This window comes from Saccharothrix algeriensis (genome assembly GCF_016907655.1).
Lineage (GTDB): Bacteria > Actinomycetota > Actinomycetes > Mycobacteriales > Pseudonocardiaceae > Actinosynnema > Actinosynnema algeriense.
In genome coordinates this window covers 4,043,483-4,066,480 of record NZ_JAFBCL010000001.1, presented here as the reverse complement: position 1 = coordinate 4,066,480, position 22,998 = coordinate 4,043,483, and the positions used below count along the sequence as shown (strand labels likewise).

22 protein-coding genes and 1 pseudogene are annotated in these 22,998 nt (G+C 73.5%); 11 read left to right on the top strand and 12 right to left on the bottom strand.

Annotated elements, in window-relative coordinates; translation table 11 throughout:
• Window positions 1–105: 105 nt before the first annotated feature.
• Both scpA and JOE68_RS18680 read right to left on the bottom strand, forming a co-directional pair.
• Window positions 106–2,277: pseudogene (scpA, locus tag JOE68_RS18685) on the bottom strand (methylmalonyl-CoA mutase); the annotation flags it as partial.
• The gene (locus JOE68_RS18680; protein ID WP_204846169.1) at window positions 2,274–4,046 is read right to left on the bottom strand and encodes a methylmalonyl-CoA mutase family protein; all 1,773 of its coding nucleotides are present in this window, start codon (window positions 4,044–4,046) and stop codon (window positions 2,274–2,276) included. The gene JOE68_RS18680 and the pseudogene scpA, both read right to left, overlap by 4 nt.
• Window positions 4,047–4,137: 91 nt before the next feature.
• Between JOE68_RS18680 and JOE68_RS18675 the strand changes: the two genes are divergently transcribed.
• The 3 genes from JOE68_RS18675 to JOE68_RS18665 all read left to right on the top strand — a co-directional run bounded on the left by JOE68_RS18675 (window position 4,138) and on the right by JOE68_RS18665 (window position 8,361).
• Window positions 4,138–5,871 carry a serine/threonine-protein kinase gene (locus JOE68_RS18675; RefSeq protein ID WP_204843595.1) on the top strand — a complete coding sequence of 578 codons (1,734 nt, stop codon included), beginning with the start codon at window positions 4,138–4,140 and terminating at the stop codon, window positions 5,869–5,871.
• Between the two features lie 76 nt (window positions 5,872–5,947).
• Window positions 5,948–6,751, top strand: a complete 804-nt coding sequence (locus JOE68_RS18670; RefSeq protein ID WP_346039113.1) for a purine-nucleoside phosphorylase — start codon at window positions 5,948–5,950, stop codon at window positions 6,749–6,751.
• The gene (locus JOE68_RS18665) at window positions 6,748–8,361 is read left to right on the top strand and encodes a phospho-sugar mutase (RefSeq protein ID WP_204843594.1); all 1,614 of its coding nucleotides are present in this window, start codon (window positions 6,748–6,750) and stop codon (window positions 8,359–8,361) included. Before JOE68_RS18670 ends, JOE68_RS18665 begins: the two co-directional genes overlap by 4 nt.
• A gap of 58 nt (window positions 8,362–8,419) precedes the next feature.
• On the opposite strand, the gene JOE68_RS18660 is transcribed toward JOE68_RS18665, so the two are convergent.
• Entirely contained in the window at window positions 8,420–8,719 is a 300-nt protein-coding gene (locus JOE68_RS18660) for a hypothetical protein (protein WP_239562282.1), read from the bottom strand.
• A gap of 306 nt (window positions 8,720–9,025) precedes the next feature.
• On the opposite strand from JOE68_RS18660, the gene JOE68_RS18655 reads away from it, so the two are divergent.
• Both JOE68_RS18655 and JOE68_RS18650 read left to right on the top strand, forming a co-directional pair.
• Window positions 9,026–9,166 (top strand): hypothetical protein, encoded by a 141-nt coding sequence (locus JOE68_RS18655; RefSeq protein ID WP_346039112.1) that lies wholly within the window; start codon window positions 9,026–9,028, stop codon window positions 9,164–9,166.
• A 72-nt stretch (window positions 9,167–9,238) separates the two neighbouring features.
• Window positions 9,239–9,697, top strand: coding sequence for a TM2 domain-containing protein (locus JOE68_RS18650; RefSeq protein WP_204843592.1), 459 nt, complete (start codon window positions 9,239–9,241; stop codon window positions 9,695–9,697).
• A gap of 10 nt (window positions 9,698–9,707) precedes the next feature.
• On the opposite strand, the gene JOE68_RS18645 is transcribed toward JOE68_RS18650, so the two are convergent.
• From JOE68_RS18645 to JOE68_RS18635, 3 genes are all read right to left on the bottom strand, one after another.
• The gene (locus JOE68_RS18645) at window positions 9,708–10,682 is read right to left on the bottom strand and encodes an aldo/keto reductase (RefSeq protein ID WP_204843591.1); all 975 of its coding nucleotides are present in this window, start codon (window positions 10,680–10,682) and stop codon (window positions 9,708–9,710) included.
• A gap of 194 nt (window positions 10,683–10,876) precedes the next feature.
• Complete coding sequence (locus JOE68_RS18640; RefSeq protein ID WP_204843590.1) at window positions 10,877–11,260, bottom strand: type II toxin-antitoxin system death-on-curing family toxin; 384 nt, start codon at window positions 11,258–11,260, stop codon at window positions 10,877–10,879.
• 381 nt (window positions 11,261–11,641) lie between these two features.
• The gene (locus JOE68_RS18635; protein WP_015105038.1) at window positions 11,642–11,848 is read right to left on the bottom strand and encodes a type II toxin-antitoxin system VapB family antitoxin; all 207 of its coding nucleotides are present in this window, start codon (window positions 11,846–11,848) and stop codon (window positions 11,642–11,644) included.
• A 74-nt stretch (window positions 11,849–11,922) separates the two neighbouring features.
• Between JOE68_RS18635 and JOE68_RS18630 the strand changes: the two genes are divergently transcribed.
• Window positions 11,923–12,516 carry a TetR/AcrR family transcriptional regulator gene (locus tag JOE68_RS18630; RefSeq protein ID WP_204843589.1) on the top strand — a complete coding sequence of 198 codons (594 nt, stop codon included), beginning with the start codon at window positions 11,923–11,925 and terminating at the stop codon, window positions 12,514–12,516.
• 65 nt (window positions 12,517–12,581) lie between these two features.
• Here JOE68_RS18630 and JOE68_RS18625 read toward each other — a convergent pair whose 3' ends face one another.
• Window positions 12,582–13,862 (bottom strand): glycoside hydrolase family 18 protein, encoded by a 1,281-nt coding sequence (locus JOE68_RS18625; protein WP_204843588.1) that lies wholly within the window; start codon window positions 13,860–13,862, stop codon window positions 12,582–12,584.
• Window positions 13,863–14,081: 219 nt separating this feature from the next.
• On the opposite strand from JOE68_RS18625, the gene JOE68_RS18620 reads away from it, so the two are divergent.
• On the top strand, window positions 14,082–14,930 hold the full coding sequence (locus tag JOE68_RS18620) for an SDR family oxidoreductase (RefSeq protein ID WP_204843587.1): 849 nt from the start codon (window positions 14,082–14,084) through the stop codon (window positions 14,928–14,930).
• A gap of 55 nt (window positions 14,931–14,985) precedes the next feature.
• Here JOE68_RS18620 and JOE68_RS18615 read toward each other — a convergent pair whose 3' ends face one another.
• The 5 genes from JOE68_RS18615 to JOE68_RS18595 all read right to left on the bottom strand — a co-directional run bounded on the left by JOE68_RS18615 (window position 14,986) and on the right by JOE68_RS18595 (window position 20,130).
• The gene (locus JOE68_RS18615) at window positions 14,986–17,634 is read right to left on the bottom strand and encodes an ATP-binding protein (RefSeq protein ID WP_204843586.1); all 2,649 of its coding nucleotides are present in this window, start codon (window positions 17,632–17,634) and stop codon (window positions 14,986–14,988) included.
• 155 nt (window positions 17,635–17,789) lie between these two features.
• Entirely contained in the window at window positions 17,790–18,401 is a 612-nt protein-coding gene (locus JOE68_RS18610; protein ID WP_307819415.1) for a transposase, read from the bottom strand.
• Window positions 18,380–18,871: a winged helix-turn-helix domain-containing protein gene (locus JOE68_RS18605; protein ID WP_204840485.1), complete on the bottom strand. Its 492-nt coding sequence runs from the start codon at window positions 18,869–18,871 to the stop codon at window positions 18,380–18,382. Before JOE68_RS18605 ends, JOE68_RS18610 begins: the two co-directional genes overlap by 22 nt.
• A 308-nt stretch (window positions 18,872–19,179) precedes the next feature.
• Complete coding sequence (gene upp, locus JOE68_RS18600) at window positions 19,180–19,803, bottom strand: uracil phosphoribosyltransferase (RefSeq protein WP_204843585.1); 624 nt, start codon at window positions 19,801–19,803, stop codon at window positions 19,180–19,182.
• A gap of 123 nt (window positions 19,804–19,926) precedes the next feature.
• On the bottom strand, window positions 19,927–20,130 hold the full coding sequence (locus tag JOE68_RS18595; protein ID WP_204843584.1) for a hypothetical protein: 204 nt from the start codon (window positions 20,128–20,130) through the stop codon (window positions 19,927–19,929).
• 96 nt (window positions 20,131–20,226) lie between these two features.
• Between JOE68_RS18595 and JOE68_RS18590 the strand changes: the two genes are divergently transcribed.
• From JOE68_RS18590 to deoC, 4 genes are all read left to right on the top strand, one after another.
• Complete coding sequence (locus JOE68_RS18590) at window positions 20,227–21,063, top strand: helix-turn-helix domain-containing protein (protein ID WP_204843583.1); 837 nt, start codon at window positions 20,227–20,229, stop codon at window positions 21,061–21,063.
• A 17-nt stretch (window positions 21,064–21,080) separates the two neighbouring features.
• Window positions 21,081–21,233 (top strand): DUF397 domain-containing protein, encoded by a 153-nt coding sequence (locus JOE68_RS18585; protein ID WP_204843582.1) that lies wholly within the window; start codon window positions 21,081–21,083, stop codon window positions 21,231–21,233.
• A 54-nt stretch (window positions 21,234–21,287) separates the two neighbouring features.
• Window positions 21,288–21,938 carry a DUF1707 SHOCT-like domain-containing protein gene (locus tag JOE68_RS18580; protein ID WP_204843581.1) on the top strand — a complete coding sequence of 217 codons (651 nt, stop codon included), beginning with the start codon at window positions 21,288–21,290 and terminating at the stop codon, window positions 21,936–21,938.
• 93 nt (window positions 21,939–22,031) lie between these two features.
• Entirely contained in the window at window positions 22,032–22,997 is a 966-nt protein-coding gene (gene deoC, locus JOE68_RS18575) for a deoxyribose-phosphate aldolase (protein ID WP_204843580.1), read from the top strand.
• The last annotated feature ends 1 nt before the right edge of the window (window position 22,998 follow it).

The following is a 22,998-nucleotide window of genomic DNA, read 5'->3' as shown; positions in this document are numbered from 1 at the left end:
CTCGCCAGGGCTCTGCCCGTCGGCGCCCTGCCCGTCGGGCCCCGGCTCGTCGGATCCCGGCTCGTCGGATCCCGGCTCGTCGGATCCCGGCTCGTCGTGGCCCAACTGCGCCGACAGCCTGCGCAGCAGGTCGCCCGCCGCGTCCGCGATGACCGTGCCGGGCGGGAAGATCGCCGCCGCGCCCGCCGCGCGCAGCGCGTCGAAGTCCTGCGGCGGGATGACGCCGCCCACCACGATCATGATGTCCGCGCGGTCCAGCCCGGCCAGCGCCGCCCGCAGCGCGGGCACCAGCGTGAGGTGCCCGGCGGCCAGCGACGACACGCCGACGATGTGCACGTCGGCCTCCACCGCCTGGCGCGCCACCTCGTCCGGCGTCTGGAACAGCGGGCCGACGTCCACGTCGAAGCCGAGGTCGGCGAACGCCGTGGCGATCACCTTCTGCCCGCGGTCGTGCCCGTCCTGGCCCATCTTCGCCACCAGGATCCGGGGCCGGCGGCCCTCCTGCTCCGCGAACGCCGCGACGGCCTCCTGCGTGGCCTCCACGGCCGACCCCTTCCCCGGTGGGGCCGCGCCCACCTCCTGCCGGTAGACGCCGGTGATGGTGCGGATCCGCGCCGAGTGCCGGCCCCACACCCTGCCCAGCGCCTCGGAGATCTCCCCCACGGTCGCCTTGGCGCGCGCCGCGTCGACGGCGAGTTCGAGCAGGTTGCCGCCACCGCCCGCGGCGGCGGTCAGCGCGGTCAGCGCGGCGTCCACCCGGGCCGGGTCGCGCTCCGCGCGCAGCCGCGCCAGCTTCGCGAGCTGCCGGGCCCGCACGCCGGCGTTGTCCACCTTGAGGACGTCGATCCGCTCGTCGGCCTCCACCCGGTACTTGTTCACGCCGATCACCGGCTGGCGGCCGGAGTCGATGCGGGCCTGGGTGCGCGCGGCGGCCTCCTCGATGCGCAGCTTCGGGATGCCCTCGTCGATCGCGCGCGCCATCCCGCCGGCCGACTCGACCTCGGTGATGTGCGCCCACGCGCGGTGCGCGAGGTCGTGGGTCAGCCGCTCGACGAACGCGCTGCCGCCCCACGGGTCGATCACCCGCGTGGTGCCCGACTCCTGCTGCAGCAGCAGCTGGGTGTTGCGGGCGATGCGGGCGGAGAAGTCCGTCGGCAGCGCCAGCGCCTCGTCCAGCGCGTTGGTGTGCAACGACTGCGTGTGCCCCTGCGTCGCGGCCATCGCCTCCACGCAGGTGCGCGCCACGTTGTTGAACACGTCCTGCGCGGTCAGCGACCAGCCCGACGTCTGGCAGTGCGTGCGCAGCGACAGCGACTTGGGCGACTTCGGGCCGAAGCCCTTGACCAGCTTCGCCCACAGCAGCCGCGCGGCGCGCAGCTTGGCCACCTCCATGAAGAAGTTCATGCCCACGGCCCAGAAGAACGACAGGCGCGGCGCGAACGCGTCGACGTCCAGCCCCGCGTCCCGGCCCGCCCGCAGGTACTCGACGCCGTCGGCCAGCGTGTAGGCCAGCTCCAGGTCGGCCGTCGCGCCCGCCTCCTGCATGTGGTAGCCGGAGATGGAGATCGAGTTGAACTTCGGCATCCGCCGCGAGGTGAACGAGAAGATGTCGGAGATGATCCGCATCGACGGACCCGGCGGGTAGATGTAGGTGTTGCGGACCATGAACTCCTTGAGGATGTCGTTCTGGATGGTCCCCGCGAGCTGCTCCGGCGCGACGCCCTGCTCCTCGGCCGCCACCACGTAGAGCGCGAGGATCGGCAGCACCGCGCCGTTCATGGTCATGGACACCGACATCCGGTCCAGCGGGATGCCGTCGAACAGCTGCCGCATGTCGTAGATCGAGTCGATCGCCACGCCCGCCATGCCGACGTCGCCCGCGACGCGCGGGTGGTCGGAGTCGTAGCCGCGGTGCGTCGCCAGGTCGAACGCCACCGACAGGCCCTTCTGCCCGGCCGCGAGGTTGCGGCGGTAGAAGGCGTTGGACTCCTCGGCGGTGGAGAAACCCGCGTACTGGCGGATGGTCCACGGCTGGTTGACGTACATCGTCGGGTACGGGCCGCGCAGGAACGGCGCGATGCCCGGGTAGGTGCCCAGGAAGTCCAGGCCCTCGGTGTCGGCGGCGGTGTAGACCGGTTTGACGCCGATGCCCTCCGGGGTCTCCCACGCCAGCGCGTCGGGGCCCTTGCCGGTGGCCTCCTGCAGGGCCTCCTGCCACTGCGCGGCCGTGCCGGCGGGCGGCTCGCCGAGGTCGATCGAGGCGAAGTTGGGGATCATCGCTCCACTCCGAGGAACTCGAAGGTCTCTTCGAGGACGGCCAGCGCGGGGCAGCCGGCGAACACGTGCCCGTCGACCCGCGCGGGCGACTCCCGGCCCGCCAGCAGCACGCGCCGCGCGCCCGCCGCGCGCAGGGCGTCGGCGACCGGCGCGGCCAGCTCGGCGTAGCCGCTGTCGCTGCCGCACAGGCACACGACCCGCGCGCCGCTGCGCCGGTAGGCCGCGACGACGTCCTCGACGGTCGCGGTCGCGCCGGCCTGCGGCGTGGCGATCCCGCCCGCCTGGAACAGGTTCGCGGCGAACGCGGCCCGCGCGGTGTGCGCGGCGACCGGGCCGAGCGTGGCGAGGAAGACCTCGGGCCGCTCGGGCGCGGCGTCGGCCGCGTCCCGCAGCGCCTCGAACGCCTGCGCGTAGCGGATGCGCGGCAGCCCGCCCGACGGCTCCGGCGGCGCGGGCTCGCGCACCACGGGCGCTTCGGCGAGGTCCGGGAACTCGCTCACGCCGGTGATGGCGTCGGTGCGGTCGGCGAGGTTCGCGGCGCGGCGCTCCCAGGTGGCCGCGATCCCGTCGGCCACCAGGTCGAACGCGCCCGGCAGGCCGCCCGCCGCCTCGATCTCCTGGAACCACGCCCAGGCGGCGCGCGCCAGGTCGTCGGTCAGCCGCTCCACGTACCAGGAGCCGCCCGCCGGGTCGATCACGCCCGCCAGCCTCGACTCCTCCAGCAGCAGCGACTGCGTGTTGCGCGCGATGCGGCGGGAGAACGCGTCCGGCAGGCCGATCGCGTGGTCGAACGGCAGCACCGTCACCGCGTCCGCGCCGCCCAGGCCCGCGCCGAGGCACGCCACGGTGGTGCGCAGCATGTTCACCCACGGGTCGCGGCGGGTCATCATCGCGGGCGACGTGACGGCGTGCTGGACCTGCGGGCCCGACGCCCCCGCGACCTCGGTGACCCGGGCCCACAACCGCCGCGCCGCGCGGAACTTCGCGGTGGTCAGGAACTGGTCGGCGGTCGCCGCGTACCGGAACTCCAGCAGCCGCACCGCCTCCCGCGCCGACAGGCCGTGCCCGGTGAGCACCCGCAGGTAGGCGACGCCCGCCGCGAGGGACGCGCCCAGCTCCTGCGCGTCCGAGCCGCCGGCCTCGTGGAACGGCAGCCCGTCGACCACGACCGCGCGCAGCGCCGGGAACGCCCGCGCCCGGTCCACCAGGTCGAGCAGGGCCGCGAAGTCGGCGTCGGCGCCGGTGCGCGCCCGGACGCCGAGCGGGTCGGCGCCCACGTTGCCCCGGACCTCGCCGGCGGGCGCCGGCCGCCGGCCCCAGACCTCCAGCACCGCCAGGCCGGCGGCGTGGAACCCCGGGCCCGCGTCGACCACGACCGGCGCGAGGTCCAGGTGGACGTCGGCGAGCACGTCGTCCAGGCGGTCCGCGGGGATGTTGCGCAGCCACAGCGAGGTGACGCCGTTCTCCAGGTCCGCCAGCACCGCCTCCCGGTCGGCGACGACGTGCTGCTGGCGGACGTCCCAGCCGCCGGCGCCGCCCTGCGGCCGGCCGGCCCTGGTGAACGGCGCGAGGCCGGGGAAGCCGCTCGGCGGCGCGGTGTCCGCGGCGGTGTAGAGCGGTTGGACGCGGATGCCGTCGTAGGTGGTGGTCACCAGCGACTCGAAGTCCGCGCCGGACTTGCGGAGCACTCCCCGGACCAGTTCCAGCCACTGCTCGCGGTCGGGCGCGGGGAATTCGGCGGCCAGCGCCGGTTCGCCAGTCGGCTCCATCATGCTCCGCAGTGTTACCCACTAGTAGTAGGGCGGCTATGTGAGTTTCACCGCCGTGAACGATGCAGCCAGTCTTCCACCTTCGTGAACAATGGCGCGGGTGGACACCGACCGGCTGATCGCGGGCCGCTACCGCCTGCGGCACGTCCTGGGGCGGGGTTCCATGGGCACGGTGTGGGCCGCGCACGACGAGGTGCTGCGCCGGGCGGTCGCGGTCAAGGAGGTCCTGGTCCCGCCGGGCACGCCCGACGCGGAGGCCGACCTGCTGCGCGAGCGCACCCTGCGCGAGGCCCGCTCGGTCGCCCAGCTGACCCACCCCAACGTCGTGACGCTGTACGACGTCGCGCAGGTCGACGGCGACCCGTACGTGGTGCTGGAGCTGGTGCCCTCGGAGTCGCTGGCCGACCTCGTGCGGCGGCGCGGCCCGCTGACCGCCGAGCAGGGCGCGGTCGTCGCCGACGCGGTGGCCGCCGCCCTGGAGGCCGCCCACCGGGCCGGCATCACCCACCGCGACGTCAAGCCCGGCAACGTCCTGGTCGCCGACGACGGCCGGGTCAAGCTGACCGACTTCGGCATCGCGCGCAACGTCGCCGAGGCCACCCTCACCGGCCGGGGCACCGCCCTGGGCACGCCCGCGTTCATCGCGCCGGAGGTGGCGGCGGGCGGCGCGGTGTCGGCCGCGGCGGACCGGTGGTCGCTGGGCGCGACCCTGTTCGCGGCCATGACCGGCCGGCAGCCCTACGAGGGCGAGAACGTCATGCGGACCATCAACCTGGTGGTCCACGGCGACCCGCCGCCGGCCGCCGAGTGCGGCGCGCTGGAGCCGGTGGTGGCGGGGCTGATGGCCAAGGACCCGCTCGCGCGGCTGTCGCCGGCCGAGGTCCGCCGCCGGGTGCGCCCGCTGCTGCCGGAGCCGGGGACCGACGTCTTCCCCGCCGACGGCGAGGCCGACACCCGGCCTGCCCTGTCGGCGGTCCGGGCCGGCGCCGGGCCGGCGGGCGGGTCGGCAGCCCGGTCGGCGGCGGGGTCGGCGGGCGGGTCGGCGCCGGTCAAGGCAACCGTCCCGCCCGACACCCCGCTGGCCGCCGACCCCGGCCCGCTGCCGTTCCCGGTCGCCGCCCCCGCGCGGCGCGGCCGGGCGCTGACCGCCGCCGTGGTCGTGGCCGCCCTGGTCCTGTTCGCCGTCGGCGGCGGCGCCGGTTTCGCCCTGACCAGGGCGCTGGCCGGCGCGTCCCTGCTGCCGCCGCCGTCGGCCGGCGCGCCGTCGCTGCCCGCGATCACCGACGAGGCCCCGGCGCGCGTGACGACGGCGTCCGCCGCCACCGCGAACGGCGAGCAGGGCGCGGAGTTCACCATCGAGGTGGGCGCGGACTGGACGAGCTTCCTGGAGCAGCGGGCCAACCGGGGGCTCGCGCCCAGCACCGTCGTGCACCTGGTCGCGCCGACCGGCGGCTACGAGGTGAGCGTGCAGCGGTTCGCCGACTACTACCCGCGGCACTCGGTCGAGGACTACCTCTCGCTGGTCCGGTCGCGCTGGCCGAAGGGCCAGTACTTCGGCGAGGCCACCGACGTCACCGACCCGCTGGACCCGGCGGCGCCCGAACCGCCCGTGCAGTTCAGCTACCGGACCGTGGAGAAGGCCACCGAGCTGGGCCGCGCCGCCGACGCCGGCGGCCGGGACCTGCGGCGGTCGCGGTACTCGCGGGTGCTGCCGCGCGGTGCGGACCTGTGGGTGGTGGAGGTGGTGTTCCCCACCGAGCAGGAGGAGATGGGGCGCAGCAGGCTGTTCGACACCATCGCGGGCACGTTCGCGGTGGTGGGCTGACCGGCGGCGGACACCGGCGGCGGACACCGGCAGCGGGCGCGGGCGGGGGTCGCGGGCGGAGATTAGGCTCGCGACCGTGACCGCCATCAGTGAAGACAGCGCGCTCGAAGCGCAGGCCGCCGCCGCCCTCGCCGAGCGGACGGGTGTGGAACGGCACGACATCGCCGTGGTGCTCGGCTCCGGCTGGCGGCCCGCCGCCGACGTCATCGGCGAGCCCGCCGCCGAGGTGCCGATGGGCGAGCTGCCCGGGTTCGAGCCGCCCACCGCGGTCGGCCACGGCGGGACCATCCGGTCGGTCCCGGTCGGCGGCCGGAACGTCCTGGTGCTGCTCGGCCGCACGCACGGGTACGAGGGCAAGGGCGTGCCGAAGGTCGTGCACGGCGTGCGGACGGCCGCCGCCGCCGGGGTGCGGACGGTGGTGCTCACCAACGCCGCCGGCGGGCTGCGCCAGGGCATGTCGGTCGGCCAGCCGGTGCTGATCAGCGACCACCTGAACCTGACCGCCACGTCGCCGCTGGTCGGCGCGCGGTTCGTGGACCTGACCGACCTGTACTCGCCGCGGCTGCGCGACCTCGCCCGGGAGATCGACCCCTCGCTGGAGGAGGGCGTCTACGCGGGCCTGCCCGGCCCGCACTTCGAGACGCCCGCCGAGATCCGGATGCTGCGCGCGGTGGGCGCGGACCTGGTCGGCATGTCGACCGTGCTGGAGGCCATCGCAGCGCGCGCCGAGGGCGTCGAGGTGTTCGGGCTGTCGCTGGTGACCAACCTCGCGGCGGGCATCACCGGCGCGCCGCTGAACCACGTGGAGGTGCTGGAGGCCGGCGCGGCGGCGGCCAACCGGATGGGCTCGCTGCTGCGGGAGCTGGTGACCAGGGCATGACGCTGACCCCTTCGCTGCGGGACGCGGCGTTCCGCTGGATCGCCGACGACCCGTCGCCCGAGGCGCGCGCCGAGCTGCAGGGCGTGCTGGCGCGGGCCATGGGCGGCGACGCGGCGGCCGCGGCCGACCTGGCCGACCGGATGGCGGGCCCGCTGGCGTTCGGCACCGCCGGGCTGCGCGGGCCGGTGCGGGCCGGCCCCAACGGCATGAACCGGGCCGTGGTCGTGCGCACCACGGCGGGGCTGGCGGCGTGGCTGAAGGCGAAGGGCGAGACCGGCGCGGTGTTCGTCGGGCGCGACGCCCGGCACGGCTCGGAGGAGTTCTGCGCCGCCGCCGCGTCGGTGCTGGCGGGCGCGGGCTTCGCGGTGCGGGTGCTGCCCGAGCCGCTGCCGACGCCCGTGCTGGCGTTCCTGGTGCGGCGGCACGGCGCGGTCGCCGGCGTGCAGATCACCGCGTCGCACAACCCGCCCGCCGACAACGGCTACAAGCTCTACCTCGCGGGCGGCGGGCAGATCGTGCCGCCCGCCGACCGGGAGATCGAGGCCGCGATCGCGCGGGTGCCGGCGGCGGTGTCCGTGCCGCTGTCCGACGACTGGCTGCCGGTGGGCGACGCCGAGGTCGACGAGTACGTGGAGCGCGTGGCCTCGCTGCCCCGCGGCACGTCCCGCGACCTGCGCGTGGCGCTGACCCCGATGCACGGCGTGGGCGGGCGGACGGCCGTGGAGGCGTTGCGGCGCGCCGGTTTCACCGACGTGCGGGTGGTGCGCGAGCAGGCCGTGCCGGACCCGGCGTTCCCGACCGTGGCGTTCCCCAACCCCGAGGAGCCCGGCGCGGCCGACCGGCTGCTGGAGCTGGCCGCCGCCGAGGACGCCGACCTGGCGATCGCGCTGGACCCGGACGCCGACCGGTGCGCGCTGGGCGTGCGGGACCGCGACGGGTCGTGGCGGATGCTGCGCGGCGACGAGACCGGCGTGCTGCTGGGCTCCCTCGTGCTGTCCACTGTGGACGAACCGGATCCGCTGGTGGCCACGACGATCGTGTCGTCGTCGCTGCTGAAGTCGATCGCCGCCGCGCACGGCGCCCGGTACGCCGAGACGCTGACCGGCTTCAAGTGGCTGGTGCGCGCGGGCGAGGGCCTGGTGTTCGCCTACGAGGAGGCGCTGGGCGTCTGCGTCGACCCGCGGCACGTCAGCGACAAGGACGGCATCTCGGCGGCGGTCGTGGCCTGCGACCTGGCGGCGGGCCTCAAGGCCGCCGGCCGGTCGCTGCCCGACGCCCTGGACCAGCTCGCGCTGGACCACGGGCTGCACCTGACCGACCAGGTGTCGCTGCGGTTCACCGACCTGAGCCGCATCGGCGCCCTGATGGCCCGGCTGCGCGCCGACCCGCCGGAGGGCTTCGCGTTCGAGGACCTGCTGCCGGCCGCGGACGTCGTGCGGCTGACCGCCGACGGCGTGCGCGTCGTGGTGCGGCCGTCCGGCACCGAGCCGAAGCTCAAGGCGTACCTGGAGGTCGTCGAGCCGGTCGACGACCTCGCCGCGGCCCGCGCGCGCGGCGCCCGGCGCCTGGCGCAACTGCGGGACCGGGTCTCCGCCCTGCTCGCGCCCTAGGGTTCCGGGCGAGCGGCGGCGAGCGGCGGGCGCGGCGTCGCCGCGCCCGGCCGGCGGCTCAGGACGCGACGGCGATCAGCAGGCAGAGGACCGCGACCACCAGGGCGCCGCCCGCGACCAGCCAGGGCCGCCTGGTGGGCGGGCTCACCCGGTCCCCCGTGGCGGCGGCGACCGCGATCCGCCCGGCGATGTAGCTCACCGCCGACAGCGCCACGCCGGTCGCGAGGATCATCGTGTTGACGTCCCAGGGGCTGTGGTCGACCCCCGGCCACACCGAGACGAACACCAGCGGCAACCCGATGAGCCCCAGCCCGATCCCGACGCCGCCACCCCAGGTGATCCGCCGATTCCGTGACATCGTGGCGATGCTGCGAGTGTCCATGTCTCCCTCCCGGTCACTTAGACAGACGTGCGGGCGCCGCTCCGGTTCCGGCCGCGACACCGGCAACCGGGTGAACCGACACCGGTTCCGCCGCACCGGCCGGGCCTCCGACCCCCGACGGCGTCGCCCCGCGCACCCGTCAAGCGTAGCGAGCGGTTGCGGGCGGACCCCGCGGAAGCCCGGCGGGCGTCCCGAGGCTGCTGATCGCCCACCACACGCCGTCGCCCACCCTCCAGGCGATGTTCGAGGCGGCGGTCGCCGGGGCGGCCGTTCGGCCTGTACGTGCAGCACGGCGACAACGTGCGGGGCGTTCAGGGCATCGCCGGGGGCATGGGGTGGCGGCAGGTCGCCGACCACGTGCTCGTCGCGGGCAAGCCGGGCAAGGCCGAACCGGGCGCGACGGTCACGGCGACGCCCGTGTGATGGGTAACACGGATCCCTCCGGTTGCGATTGATCACCCGTAGTGGTGTGACGAACGCAGACGGAGGCGCCAGATGACCACCCCCGCCGGACCGCCGCCGATGTGCGGGTCGTGTGGCGCGTACTTACAACCTCCGAACACCAACTGCGCGGTGTGCGGCAAGAGCCAGTGGCCCCAGCAGCCGCCCGTCTACATCCCGCACGCCCCGCCGGCGACCGGCCACCCCGCCCAGTACGCGCAGCCCGGCTACGGCCCGCCGGCGCCGATGGGCGGCGTGGTCACCGCGAAGTCGCCGGGCGTCGCGGTGCTGCTGTCGTTCCTGTGGCTGGGCGCGGGCAACCTCTACGCCGGGCAGACCGCGCTCGGCATCGTCCTGATCCTCGTGAACTTCCCGCTGTGGATCTTCGCGCTGACGTTCATCGGGATGATCATCGCGTTCCCCGTCTGGGTCGTCCTGGCGATCGTGGGGATGGTGCTGGCCGCGCAGGGCGCGAAGGACTTCAACCTCCGCAACGGGATCGTGGTCCGGTAGCCGGCGCGCGTCACCCGTTGAGCAGGCGCAGCATCTGCGGCGGGTACCGGTCGCCGGCGGCGGGCGGGGCCGCCTCCTCGATCGCCCGCAGGTCGTCGGCCGACAGCGCCAGGCCCGCGGCGGCGACGTTCTCCTCCAGGTACCGCACCCGCTTGGTGCCGGGGATCGGGACCACGTGCGGGCCCCGGTGGTGCACCCACGCCAGCGCGAGCTGACCGGGCGTGACGCCGTGCCGCGCGGCCTGCGCCTCCAGGGCCGCGACGATCGCCAGGTTGCGCGCGAGGTTCTCCTCGGAGAAGCGCGGCATGGTGCGGCGGGTGTCGTCCTCGGCCAGCTCGGCGGTCGAGGTCACCCGGCCGGTCAGGAAGCCCCGGCCCAGCGGCGAGAACGGCACGATGCCGATGCCCAGCTCCGCGCACGTGGGCGCGATGGCGTCCTCGATGTCCCGCGTCCACAGCGACCACTCGCTCTGCAGCGCGGTGATGGGGTGCACGGCGTGCGCCCGGCGGATGGACCCCGCGCCGGCCTCGGACAGCCCCAGGTGGCGGACCTTGCCCTCCCGCACCAGCTCCGCCATCGCGCCGACGGTCTCCTCGATCGGCACGGTGGGGTCGACGCGGTGCAGGTAGTACAGGTCGATGTGGTCCACGCCGAGCCGGCGCAGCGAAGCCTCGCACGCCCGGCGCACGTAGGCGGCGTCACCGCGCGGGCGGCGCTCCGGGTCGCCGAGGCCGAACTTGGTGGCCAGCACGACCCGGTCGCGGCGGTCGGCGATGGCGCGGCCCACCAGCTCCTCGTTCGCGCCCGAGCCGTAGGCGTCGGCGGTGTCCAGCAGCGTCACGCCGAGGTCCAGCGCGCGGTGGATCGTCGCGATCGACTCCGCGTCGTCGCTCTTGCCGTAGGACTGGCTCATGCCCATGCAGCCGAGCCCTTGCCGGCCGACTTCGAGCCCCGTGCCCAGGAGTGCCTTGCCCAGCGGTGTCATGCGGTGTCCTGTGTTCAATTGCGCCGCCTTCGGCGGCGCGGCGTGGCCGCCTGGTAGTCGGCGCGTCGTGGTCTGATTCGGTCGATCGAAGAGCGTGATCGATCGAATCAGACCACGACACACCGACGCGGCCACGCAGGGGGGCCGGGTCGGGGTGTCGTGGGCGCTCGAACCAGGGGAACCGGAGTGGGGGGCTAGTCGTGCTTGGGGGTGGCCCACGCTTCCAGGCGGGTGGCCATGCCGGCCACGTCGACCTGCTCGCGGCCCAGCGCCCGGACCAGGTCGAGCGCGTCGTCCTCGTCCGCGTCGACCCACCAGCCGTTGATGTCGCACAGCGTGACGGCCGCGACCCAGCCCAGCCGCCAGTTGCCCTCGACCAGCGGGCGGGTGCGCACGATCGAGTCCAGCAGGGCTGCGGCTTTCAGCCAGAGCGTCTCGTACGCCTCGACGCCCAGCACCGCGGCCCTGGGCCGGTGCGCTGCGGAGTCGAGGAGCCCTAAGTCGCGCACGACCAGATCCCCACCGGTGACGGCGGTCGCCAGCACGAGCAAGTCGCCGGCGTCGAGGTAGTTGACCACTGCTTGACGCGCTCCCTGTCCCTGGCGGCGGGGCCTGCGGCGCGGCCACGCCGAGTCCGGGATGCCTTCGGCACCACTGCCCACCACCTCGGGTCTGTATCGCCTGACCGCCCAGCCGGCGGTGAGGACGTTGTCCACCTCGCGGGGCACCACGGCGGTGCGCTCCCTGCTCGGCCCGATTTTCAACGGCGCACCATACCCGGGCGCCGGGAGTAGGCGCGGGCGTTCGCACCGGTGAACGCGGGGCAGGGGCGCGTTACGGCGATTGAGCTGCACTGATCCAGACTATCGAACAAAAGTTCGAACGGCAGTGTCACCCGTTGGAACGTGTGGAGCAGTCACATTCCACCGGACGCAGGAGCGCGGTGCGACGACGGGCGGTCAGGCGGAGCCGAGCCGGTCGAGCAGCCCGCGGTACTTCGGCAGCACCCTCCCGAGGACCTCGGAGAGCTGCTCCTCCTTCTGGAGGCGGGCCCACCGCTCGGCGAGCGCGAGCCGGACGACCTCCTGCTTGGAGCGCCCCTCGGCCGCCGCCAGCTCGTCGAGCCGCCGGTTCTCCTCATCGCTCAGACGCAGGGTCATCGCCATGCCCAGGACGGTACCAACTTGGTACCACGGTGACCAGACCTCGTTTTATAACAGTGTTGCGATAAGCTGCGCGGGTGCCGAGACCCAGGACCCACGACGACGCGCTGCGGGTGCGCCTGCTCGACCGCGCCGGTGAACTGCTGTCCGCCGAGGGGCCGGCCGCTCTGAGCTTGCGCAGGCTGGCGGCGGATGTCAACACCTCGACTACGGCCGTGTACTCGCTGTTCGGCGGCAAGCCCGCCCTGCTCGACGCCCTCTACGAGGAGGGCTTCCGCCGGTTCGGCGTCCGGCTCGCGGCCCTGCCCCGGACCGACGACCCGGTGGAGGACATCATCCGCATCGGCCTGACCTACCGGGCCAGCGCGCTCGCCGACCCGCAGTTCTACCTGGTGATGTTCAGCGTGGTCGACCCCGGCTTCGAGCCCTCGGAGGAGGTGCGGGCCTCCGCGGCGGAGACCTTCGTGCCGCTGGTCGAGAGCGTCGGCCGCGCCATCGAGTCCGGCCGGTTCGTCGACGCGCCCCGCGAGCACGTCGCGGTGGCCCTGTGGGGCGTGGTGCACGGCCTGGTGAGCCTGGAGCTCAACGGCCACCTGCCGCCCGGCGTCGAGATCGCGCCCGCCTACGAGCAGGCGATCCGGGCGCAGGCCGAGGGCTGGCGCCGGCGGTAGGAAGGGGTGGAGCCCGGGGAGGCGGCCGCCGCGAAACCTCCCCGGACCCCGGTGGACCGTCCCTGTCAGGACAGCCCGTCTCGGAGGGCGCGGATGAGCTCGCCGTCGGCGGTGTCGCCGTCCAGCGACCAGATCATCGCTCCGCCCAGCCTGCGTTCCGCCACGTAGCGACCCTTGCGCTTCATCTCGGTCGGGTCGTCCCAGGTCCAGAACGTCTTGCCGTCGAACAGCCACGCGTGCCCGGCCTTGGGGTCGCGGTGCACGGTGAACCCGCCCGCCTGCGGCTTGAGGGTCCGGTACTCCTCGAACCCGGGCTCGAAGGTGCCCGGCGCGGGCCCGGTGGCGGGCTGGAACAGCCCGTTGTTCTCGTTGCGCACGCCGGTCCAGCCGCGGCTGAAGAACGGCACGCCCAGCACGATCTTGTCCCGGTCGACGCCCTTGCGCAGGTAGTGGTCGATCGCGACCTGCGAGCTGTACTTCGGCGACGTCGGGTCCGCCGCCGGCGTCCGCAGCGAGGACTGCTGGTTGGTCGTCGGGTCCCACGAGCCGTGGAAGTCGTAGCCCTGCACCGTCGCGAAGGTCAGCAGGTCGAACACCTTCGAGACCTCGAAGCCGCGGTCGATGAACGCCGGGTTCGCGGACAGGTACGCCGTCAGGTCGTAGCGCCGCCCGGTCTGCCAGGTCAGCTTGCCCAGCTGCTTGCGGTACTCGCGCAGCAGGGCGGTGAAGTTCTCGCGGTCCTCGGCGCGGATCACGTTGCCCGGCGCGCCCTCGCTGGAGGGCCACTCCCAGTCCAGGTCGATGCCGTCGAACAGGCCCGCCGCCGCGCCGGGCGGCGCGTCGACCAGGTTGCCCTTGAGCCACAGGTCGATGCACGACTTCACGTGCGCCGCGCGGGAGGCGGGGGTGAGCGCCGCGTCGGAGAAGTACTTCGAGCCGCTCCAGCCGCCGAGCGAGATGTAGACCTTGAGCTTCGGGTGCTTGGCCTTGAGCTGCTTGAGCTGGTTGAGGTTGCCCCGCAGCGGCTGGTTCGGGTCGTCGGCCCTGCCGCTGACGCTCTGCTCCGCGCCGAAGGGCCGCTGGTAGTCGGCCCACGGGTCGGAGCTGACGCACTTGCCGCTCTCGTCGAGGAAGCCGAACGCGTAGTTCACGTGCGTGAGCCGCTTCGCGGACCCGTTCTTGACCAGGTCGCTCACCAGGAAGTTGCGGTCGTAGCCGCTCCAGTTGGTGTAGTAGCCGACCGTGCGAGGTTGATCGCGGCCACCGTGCGCCTGGGCCTGCGGGGCCAGGGACACGGTGAGGGCGGAAACCAGGAGGGCGGGGAGCACCCATCTCCTGCTCGTCATGCTTCTCCTCGCGGTGGCGGCGTGCTCTGTGGTCCAGACCACGGTAGGCGTGAGGTCTAGACCACCACTACGCCCGAACGGCCGAATCCCGTCATACCGGCGAGTTCTGCTTCGGCTGACCGTTCACAGACCTTGCAAAAGTTTGCATGTGCGCGGTGTCCCGGGGCCGCGCTAGCGTGTTGTTGTTCAAGTTTGAACACCTATCCACAAGGGGAAACCGTGACGATCCTGGTGACCGGGGCGACCGGCAACGTCGGCAGGCACGTGGTGGAGCAGCTCGTGGCGCGCGGTGCGGAGGTGCGCGCGCTGACCCGCGACCCGGACAAAGCGGGCTTGCCCGAAGGCGTCGAGACTGTGAAAGGCGACCTCACCCGGCCCGACGCGCTCCCGCTCGACGGCGTGACCGCCGTGTACCTGCTCGCGGTGCTCGACGCCGAGCGGCCGGCCGACCTCGCAAGCGCTTTCCTCGAGCTGGCGAAGGACGTCCGGCGGGTGGTCTTCCTGTCCACCGACGCCGTGGCGGTGCAGCGGCCGGGCAGCTACGAGACGCACCAGGCGGTGGAACGGGCCATCGAGGAGAGCGGCGTCGAGTGGACGCACCTGCGCCCCGGCGAGTTCATGGCGAACAAGCAGGTCTGGGCGGAGACGATCAGGCGGGAGAACGTCGTGCGCGCTCCCTACCCCGACGCGGTCGGGACGCCGATCCACGAGGCCGACATCGCGGAGGTCGCCGTGCGCGCGCTGCTGGAGGACGGGCACGCGGGCCGGGCGTACCGGCTGAGCGGCCCGGAGGCGCTGACGACGCGGCAGCAGGTGGCCGCGTTCGCCGAGGGCCTCGGCCGGGAGATCGCCTACGAGCGGCTGACCTACGGCCAGGCGCGCGCCGCGCTCATCCGGGACGTGGGCCTGCCGTGGAACATCGCCGAGTACCTGCTCGGCTACCAGGCCCAGTTCAACGAGGAGCCGGCGGAACTGCTGCCCACGTTCGAGGAGATCACCGGCAGGCGCGGGCGGACCCTCGCCCAGTGGGCCGCCGAGCACGCCGACGAGCTGTCCGTCCTGCGCTGAACCCGGGCTCCCCGCCTCCCCGTGCGGTCCGGGCCGCACGGGGAGCACCGCCGGGTCAGGGCGAAGCGGTCCCGCCGAGGACGTCGGGGGTCCTCAGCAGGCGGTCGACGGCGTCGGCGCGCTCGGCGTCACCGACGGCGGTGAAGATCTCCCACGCCCGGTCCCCGCACCGGGTCGCCTCCTCGCGCCGCCCCGCTTCCAGCAGCACCAAGCCCGAGCCGGCCCACGCCCTGGCCTCCCCGTACCGGTCGCCCAACCCCCGGAACAGGTCACCGGCGCGCCGGTAGGCGGTGACGGCCTCCTCGAACCGCCGCAACTCCGACAGCGCCGCGCCCAGGTTGCTCCACGCCTGGGCCTCGCCGTACCGGTCGCCCAGCTCCCGGCAGATGGCCAGGTCGCGGCGGTGAGCGGTGGCAGCCTCCTCGAACCGCCGCAACTCCCGCAGCGCCATGCCCAGGTTGCCCCACGCCGTGGCCTCGCCCTGCCGGTCACCCACTTCCCGGAACAGGTCGCCGGCGCGCCGGTGGGTGGCGGCGGCCTCGGCGAAACGCCGAGTCTCCCGCAGCGCCAAGCCGATGCTGTTCCACGCCATGGCTTCGCCGTGCCGATCACCCATCTCCCAGCACCGCTCACCGGCGCGCTCGTGAGCGGCGATGGCTTCCTCGAACCGCCGCAACTCCCGCAGCGCCATGCCCAGGTTGTTCCACACCCCGGCTTCGCCGTGCCGGTTCCCCACCTCCCCGTGCAGCTCACCGGCGCGCTCGTGAGCGGTGACGGCCTCCTCGAACCGCCGCAACTGCTGCAGCACCACGCCCAGGTTGTTCCACACCATGGCTTCACCGCGCCGGTCACCCAACTCCCGGTACAGATCACCGGCGCGCTCGTGAGCGACGATGGCCTCCTCGAACCGCCGCAACTCCCGCAGCACCAGACCCAGGTTGTTCCACACCGTGGCCTCGCCGCTCCGGTTCCCCACCTCCCCGTGCAGCTCACCGGCGCGCTCATGAGCGACGACGGCCTCCTCGAACCGCCGCAACTCCCGCAGCACCACGCCCAGGTTGTTCCACACCATGGCTTCACCGCACCGGTCACCCAACTCCCGGTACAGATCACCGGCGCGCTCGTGAGCGGCGACGGCCTCCTCGAACCGCCGGACTTTCCCCAGGGCCACGCCCAGGTTGTTGGCGGTCATGGCCTGGTCGCGGGCGGACAGGTGGGTGGCGCTGGTGTGGGTGCGGTCCGCCACGGTGACCGCGTCGGCGAGGTAGTGCCGCCAGTCCAGGTATTGGGCCAGGGCGGCGCCCAGTCGCACGGCGTGGTCGTGGTGGCCGCTGGTGGTGGCGTGGACGACGGCGGCGACGAGGGTGGCGCGCTCGGCGTCGAGCCACTCCAGGGCGTCGGCCCGCCCGGCGAAGCGGTCGGGCGCCGGCTGCCCGGGCAGTGCCCGCAGGTGGTCGTCGGCCTGGTCGGCGGTGGTGGCGTAGTAGCCGAGCACCCGCAGCTCGGCCGCCGCCAACCGGTCGGGGTCGAGCCCGGCCGAGTGGCTGCCGGTGTGGGCCCGGATCAGGTCGTGCAACCCCCACCGGTCCGGGCCGGTGGAGCGCAGCAGGTGGGCCTGGCGCAGACCGCGCAGCCCGACCCGCACCCGTTCCGGGGGTTCGTCGGCGAGGGCCGCCGCCGCGTCGGTGGAGGTGTCGGGCCCCGGGTTCAGACAGAGCAGCCGCAGCAGCCCCGCCCACTCCGGGTGGTCGCCTAGCAGGCGCTGCCAGGACAGGTCGAAGACGGCGGCCACGGCCTGCTCACCGTGGGCGTAGCCCTCCACCCCGGGAGCGCTGCGCAACTGGTCGGCCAACTCCCCCGGCCGCAGGTGGGGTTCGTCGGCCAGCAGCGCCCCGGCGATGCGCAGCGCCAACGGCAACCTCCCGCACGCCCGGGCCAGCGCCTCGGCGCCGGGCGGGTCGGCGCGCAGGCGCCGGTCGTCGGGCTCCTGCTCGTCCAGCACCCGGTCGAGCAGGGCGACGGCGGCCCCGGTGTCGAGGACGTCCAGGGACAGGCGGCGGGCGCGGGGCAGGTCCAGGGTGTCGCGGGTGGTCACCAGCACCCGGTGCGGACCCGACCCCGGCACCAGCCCCCGCACCTGCCGGCCGGCTCCGGCGTTGTCGCACACCAGCAGCACCGCCCGCCCCTGCTCGCCCAGTTGGGTCAGGACCTGGTCATAGGCGGCAGCCTGCTCCACGGGGTCGTCCGGGATCCGTTCGTCCGGCACTCCGAGCCGGCGCAGCAACGGCCCGAACACCGCCGCGTCGGGTACCGGCCCCTCGTGGTCGTAGCCGCGCAGGTCCACCCAGAACACCCCACCGCCGAACCAGCCCCGGCGCAGCGCCTCGACGGCGGCGTGCCGGGCCAGGGCGGTCTTGCCCACCCCGCCCATCCCGGCCACCGCCGACACCACCGCCCCCACCCCGGCGCCGGCATCCGGGTCGAGGATCGCCAGCACCCGGGCCAACTCCTCCTCACGGCCGACGAACACCTCCCCGACCGTGGTCTCCGGGCGCACCGGGTCCACACGCGCCACCGGAGGAGGTGGGGCCGGAGAGGGGTGGAAGTGCACACCGCCGTGGATGACCCCGGCCTGCACCGCGTTGCCCGTGACATTCCCGGCGCAGTTGATCGTGAGGTGGTTCTCGGCGTCCCGCTCGCGCATCCCCACACCCTGGATCACCCCCCGCCGACCACTGCGGACAACCCACCACAGCCACTCGTTCGGCCCAACACCGCAGCACAGCCCGAAAGCCTCGGCACGCGCCGTGCAGACCGATGTCCTCGTGTTCTCCCCGTACTGATCTTCAATTGTTGGGGTCAGGTTGGTTCGGGGGTGAGGGTCAGGCCGGTGTGGGCGAGGAATCCGTCGAGCAGGTCGGGCCGGTTCCGGATGAGGCGGAGTCGGCGGCGCACGATCGGGACCAGGTCGTTCAGACCGACGGGGGCGAGGTTGGCCAGACCGCGTTTGAGGTGTGACCACACCCCTTCCACCGGGTTGAGTTCCGGGGCGTAGGCGGGTAGTCGGATCACGTGCAGCCAGTCCCGGGCGGCGAGGGCGGGCCGTATCCGGGCGCTGATGTGCCGGTCGAGGTTGTCCCAGATCAGCACGATCGGGCCGCCCAGGCGACGGTGGGCGTCGTCCAGCAGCGCGAGGTAGTGCCGCTCGAGGAAGCTGCGCGGGGCCGGCGGGCTGCGGCGGCGGTGGTGCACGAGCACCCGGTGCAGCAGCCGGGTGCGTTCGCCGGGTTTGACGCAGAGCAGGCCGGCCACCGAGATCCGACCCTGGGAACCGGCCCAGTAGGGCAGGACCGGGGTGTGGCCGCGCCTTGCCCAGGTGCGGGCCTTGTGCGGGCGGGTGTTGCAGCCGGTCTCGTCCTCGAAGCACAACCAGGCGCCCAGGTCCGCGGCTAGGGTTTTCCCCGCGCCCACGACTCCCGCCGCCAGGCGGTGACCGCGGCCTCGTCACGGCGGTCGGCCCGCCGGGCCGGCACCTGGGGGCTGTAACCGATGCGGTGCAGCACCAGCGACATCCCGGCCGGGGTGTAGCGCACCGCGAACAACCGCGCGACCAGCTCCGCGACCCTGGCCAGGGTCCAGCGTCGATCCTCGGTGTACCCGTGGGCGGCCGGCCCCTGCTCCAGGGCCTGGACCAGCCGGTCGAGCCGGGCCCGGTCCAGACGGCAGTCCGGCCCGCCCGGCCCCCTGGAGCGCAGGGCCTGCCGGCCCCCGGCACGCCACAAACGCCGCCAGGCATAGGCGGACTTGGTCGACACCCGCAGACCACGAGCGACCTCGCAGGCGCCCACACCACGCTCGAACCAGTCGGCGGCCTGCATCCGCACCGCCTCACGTCGGGCCCGTTCCCGTCCGGTCAGGCCACCACCATCGGGATAGCGCATACCCCACGGGTACCCCCGGGACAGCCCCACCCACCGACACAAGCCACCACAGACCCCAACAATTGAAGATCAGTATGGCCTGCCCGGAGGGCTGCCATGCTTTCTTGGGGGGTGCAAGCACGCTTTTCGCTTGCACCCCCCAAGAAAGCATGGTCGTCTTTAGACAGGCCATGCGGGGAGAACACGACCGCTCTTGCTCTTCCTCCTCCTTGGCGGCCTGCCCGTCCGGCGAGGACTCTTTAATCTTTTCCACCGAGATCCGCACCGCAACAACCAACCCGCACCGCAACAACCAACCCGTACAAACCCTAAACCGCACCGTACTGGCGGTCACCGGCATCACCGAGCCCCGGGACGATGAACCCCGAGTCGTTCAACCGCTCGTCCACGCTGGCCGTCACCAACCGCACCGGCAAACCCGAGTCCGCCAGGTGCCGGATGCCTTCCGGCGCGGCCAGCGCGCACACCGCCGTCACGTCGGTCGCCCCGCGGTCGGTCAGCAGCCGGATCGTGTGCGCCATCGAACCGCCGGTCGCCAGCATCGGGTCCAGCACCAGCACCGGGCGGCCGTCCAACGACTCGGGCAGCGATTCCATGTACGGCGTCGGCAGCAGGGTCTCCTCGTCGCGCGCCAGGCCGACGAAACCCATCTGCGCGTCCGGGATCAGCCGGTGCGCCTGGTCGGCCATCCCCAGGCCGGCGCGCAGCACGGGCACCAGCAGGGGCGGGTTGGCCAGCCGGTAGCCGGTGGTGCGGGCGATCGGGGTGTGCACGCGCTCCTCGGCGACCGGGGCGTCGCGGGTGGCCTCGTACACCAGCATCACGGTCAGCTCGTGCAGCGCGGCGCGGAAAGCCGCGTTGTCGGTGCGCGCGTCGCGCATCGTGGTGAGCCGCGCACGCGCGAGGGGGTGGTCGACAACGACGACGTCCATGGTCGAACAGTATGTGGCACGAGCCGGCGATGCCCGGCGGCTCGCTCCCCCGCGCCGCGCGGTCGGCCCGGTCCCTCCGGCGGCAGGCACACCGCCAACCCTTTCCACCCGACCGCCCGTTGCTCACGCGCAACCATTCCGCGCGGTGATCCGGTCCAGTTCCCGGTGGGCCTCGGTCATTTCCACCACCACCCGGAAGTGCTCGGCCAGCGACGCGAAGTCCGGCGCGGGCAGCGGCGCGCCGGAGAATTCCCCCTCCGGCGGGAGGACGTCGACGGTCAACCGCCAGTCGGCGTAGGTCCCGGTGATCTGCCAGCTCTGCTCCATGCGGAATACGGTCCCGCCTTGCGAGCGGGTCCTGCAACGCGCACCTTCGGGTGACAGCCCTTTCTTGCCCCGGTGGCAAGGAGGGATTCTCTGGCCATGACGCGCAAGGGGGCATCCGTCCGGCAGCGACGGGTATCGACGGAATTGCGGGCGCTGCGCTTGGCCAGGGGGTTGAGCTGCGCCGAGGTGGCCGGCGCCATCGGCTGCTCGGAGAGCAAGATCAGTCGGATGGAGACGGCGAACCGGGGGCTGTACGCGGACGAGGTCGCCGCGATCCTCGGTTTCCTGCAGGCGCCCGCCAAGTTGCGGCAAGACCTGGTCGCGCTGGTGCGCGCCGGAGAGGACCGGAACTGGCACACCATCCACGGGAAGCTGCCCGGCAACTGGAAGAACCTCATCGACTTCGAGGGGCAGACCTGCGCGCTGCACAACTACGAACCGCTGTTGGTGCCGGGGCTCGCGCAAACCCCGGACTACGCGCGGACGATCATCCGAGGCGGCAACCCCGGGCTGACCGAGGCCGAACTGGACGCGCTGGTGGCCACCCGCATGGGGCGTCAGGTGATCCTCGGCCGAACGCACGTGCACCTGATCGTCGACGAGGCGGTGATCCGACGACCGCTGGGTGAGCCGACCATGATGCGCCGGCAGCTCCGGCACCTGGTCGCGCTGTCCGACCGGCAGAACGTCGAGGTCCAGGTCGTCCCGTTCACGAGCAGGGCGCACGCCGGGCTGGAAGGGCCGTTCCTGCTCCTGGACTTCGCCGACCAACCGGGCCTGCTCTACGTCGAAAGCCGGCACACCAGCGCCTTCCTGGAGGAGGAAGTCCACCTGGAAGGCGCTAGGGACACCTGGGAACGGCTCCGTACCTTGGCCTTGCCACCCGACGAGTCGGTGGGGTTGATCGCCGAGGCCGCCGGCGGCTTGACATGACCCGAGGAGTGCACGCGATGACTTGGCGCAAGAGCAGCCACAGCAGCAGCCAGGCGAACTGCGTCGAGGTCCGGCGCCTCGGCCCGGCCGTCGCCGTCCGCGACTCGAAGAACCCCGACGGTCCGGTGCTGGTCTTCCCGCGGGTCGACTGGCGGGCGCTCGCCCGCTAGGCCGTACCCCCGATTCGGTCGTCAAACGACCCCAGCCCTCCTAAACTCACCCGTGTGAGCGACGAGTTGGTGCCGGACCCCAGTCGGATGCGAGCCTCGGACGCCGACCGCGAGACCGTCGCGAAGGTGCTCCAGCAGGCCCACGGCGAGGGCAGGCTCGACCTGCACGAGCTGGACGAGCGGCTGGGGGCGGTGTACGCCGCCAAGACCTACGGCGACCTGGCCCCGCTCACCGCCGACCTCGGGCTGCCGACCACCACCAACCTGCCCTCGCCCATGCCTTCCCGGCAGAACCTGCCGGCGTCGCGCATCGGCGGCACGCCGGGCCCCACGACGTCCATCGCGTTCTGGTCCGGGGTCGACCGCAAGGGCGACTGGGTCGTGCCGGCGAACCACACCGTGGTGGCGATCATGGGCGGGGTGTTGCTGGACCTGTCCAAGGCCCGCTTCGAACAGGCCGAGACGACGATCAACGTGTTCGCGTTCTGGGGCGGCGTGGAGATCTACGTGCCCGAGGACATCACCGTGCGGGTCGACGGCGCCGGGATCATGGGCGCGTTCGACGACGCCACGCACAAGACCCCGACGATCCCCGGCGGGCCGGTCGTGCGGGTCACCGGCGTCGCGATCATGGGCGGCGTCGAGGTGCGCCGCCCCAAGCGCAAGAAGGTCAAGGGCTCCAAGCGAGACGAGCTGGAAAGCTGACCGGCGGCCGTCCCGATCGGACCCGCAAGCCGCCTGACCTGCGCGGATGCGCTCACTTGGGACGGGTGTCCCACTCCGCCTAGACTCGGTCGCATGGCTGCCACATCGACTGCGCCGTCGTTGCCGCCGGCGCTCGCGGACGCGGTGCGCGACGACGCGTCGCTGCGCCGGTTCCTGCACGGGCTGCCCGGTGTCGACCAGGTCGGGGTGGAGCAGCGCGCGGCCGGCCTGGGCACGCGCAGCATCAAGAAGGACGCCAAGCGGTGGGCCATCGACACCGCGATCTCGATGGTCGACCTCACCACGCTGGAGGGCGCGGACACGCCCGGCAAGGTCCGCTCGCTGGCGGCCAAGGCGCGCCGGCCCGACCCGGAGCGGCCGGACGTGCCCAGGGTCGCGGCGGTGTGCGTCTACCCGGACATGGTCGAGACCGCGGCGGACGAGCTGCGGGGCACCGGGGTCGGCGTCGCCTCGGTCGCGACCGCGTTCCCGTCCGGGCGGTCGTCGCTGAAGGTCAAGCTGGCCGACACCGCGTTCGCGGTCGACGCGGGCGCCACCGAGGTCGACATGGTGATCGACCGGGGCGCCTTCCTGTCCGGCCGGTACGGGCAGGTGTTCGACGAGATCGTGCAGGTCCGGCACGCCTGCGGGGACGCGCACCTCAAGGTGATCCTGGAGACCGGCGAACTCGCGACCTACGACAACGTGCGACGGGCGTCCTGGCTGGCGCTGCTCGCGGGCGGCGACTTCATCAAGACCTCCACCGGCAAGGTGTCGCCGGCCGCGACGCTGCCGGTGGCGCACGTGATGCTCCAGGCCGTGCGCGACTGGCGCGACCGGACCGGCGACCTGCGCGGGGTCAAGCCCGCCGGCGGCATCCGCAGCACCAAGGACGCCATCAAGTACCTGGTGGCGGTGCACGAGGTGGCCGGCCCCGAGTGGCTGACCCCCGCGCTGTTCCGGTTCGGCGCGTCGACGCTGCTCAACGACCTGCTGATGCAGCGGCGCACCCAGTTGGAGGGCCACTACAGCGGCCCCGATTACGTGACGGTGGACTGAC

Excerpts from the sequence above, each read along its gene's own strand:
- deoC (WP_204843580.1), top strand. The coding sequence starts at position 22,032 with ATGGCTGCCACATCGACTGCGCCGTCGTTGCCGCCGGCGCTCGCGGAC.
- JOE68_RS18665 (WP_204843594.1), top strand. The coding sequence starts at position 6,748 with ATGACGCTGACCCCTTCGCTGCGGGACGCGGCGTTCCGCTGGATCGCC.
- JOE68_RS18595 (WP_204843584.1), bottom strand. The coding sequence starts at position 20,130 with ATGGAGCAGAGCTGGCAGATCACCGGGACCTACGCCGACTGGCGGTTG.
- JOE68_RS18625 (WP_204843588.1), bottom strand. The coding sequence starts at position 13,862 with ATGACGAGCAGGAGATGGGTGCTCCCCGCCCTCCTGGTTTCCGCCCTC.
- JOE68_RS18660 (WP_239562282.1), bottom strand. The coding sequence starts at position 8,719 with ATGTCACGGAATCGGCGGATCACCTGGGGTGGCGGCGTCGGGATCGGG.
- JOE68_RS18635 (WP_015105038.1), bottom strand. The coding sequence starts at position 11,848 with ATGGCGATGACCCTGCGTCTGAGCGATGAGGAGAACCGGCGGCTCGAC.
- JOE68_RS18585 (WP_204843582.1), top strand. The coding sequence starts at position 21,081 with ATGACTTGGCGCAAGAGCAGCCACAGCAGCAGCCAGGCGAACTGCGTC.
- JOE68_RS18650 (WP_204843592.1), top strand. The coding sequence starts at position 9,239 with ATGACCACCCCCGCCGGACCGCCGCCGATGTGCGGGTCGTGTGGCGCG.
- JOE68_RS18675 (WP_204843595.1), top strand. The coding sequence starts at position 4,138 with ATGGCGCGGGTGGACACCGACCGGCTGATCGCGGGCCGCTACCGCCTG.
- upp (WP_204843585.1), bottom strand. The coding sequence starts at position 19,803 with ATGGACGTCGTCGTTGTCGACCACCCCCTCGCGCGTGCGCGGCTCACC.
- JOE68_RS18605 (WP_204840485.1), bottom strand. The coding sequence starts at position 18,871 with ATGCGCTATCCCGATGGTGGTGGCCTGACCGGACGGGAACGGGCCCGA.
- JOE68_RS18680 (WP_204846169.1), bottom strand. The coding sequence starts at position 4,046 with ATGGAGCCGACTGGCGAACCGGCGCTGGCCGCCGAATTCCCCGCGCCC.
- JOE68_RS18590 (WP_204843583.1), top strand. The coding sequence starts at position 20,227 with ATGACGCGCAAGGGGGCATCCGTCCGGCAGCGACGGGTATCGACGGAA.
- JOE68_RS18645 (WP_204843591.1), bottom strand. The coding sequence starts at position 10,682 with ATGACACCGCTGGGCAAGGCACTCCTGGGCACGGGGCTCGAAGTCGGC.
- JOE68_RS18615 (WP_204843586.1), bottom strand. The coding sequence starts at position 17,634 with ATGCGCGAGCGGGACGCCGAGAACCACCTCACGATCAACTGCGCCGGG.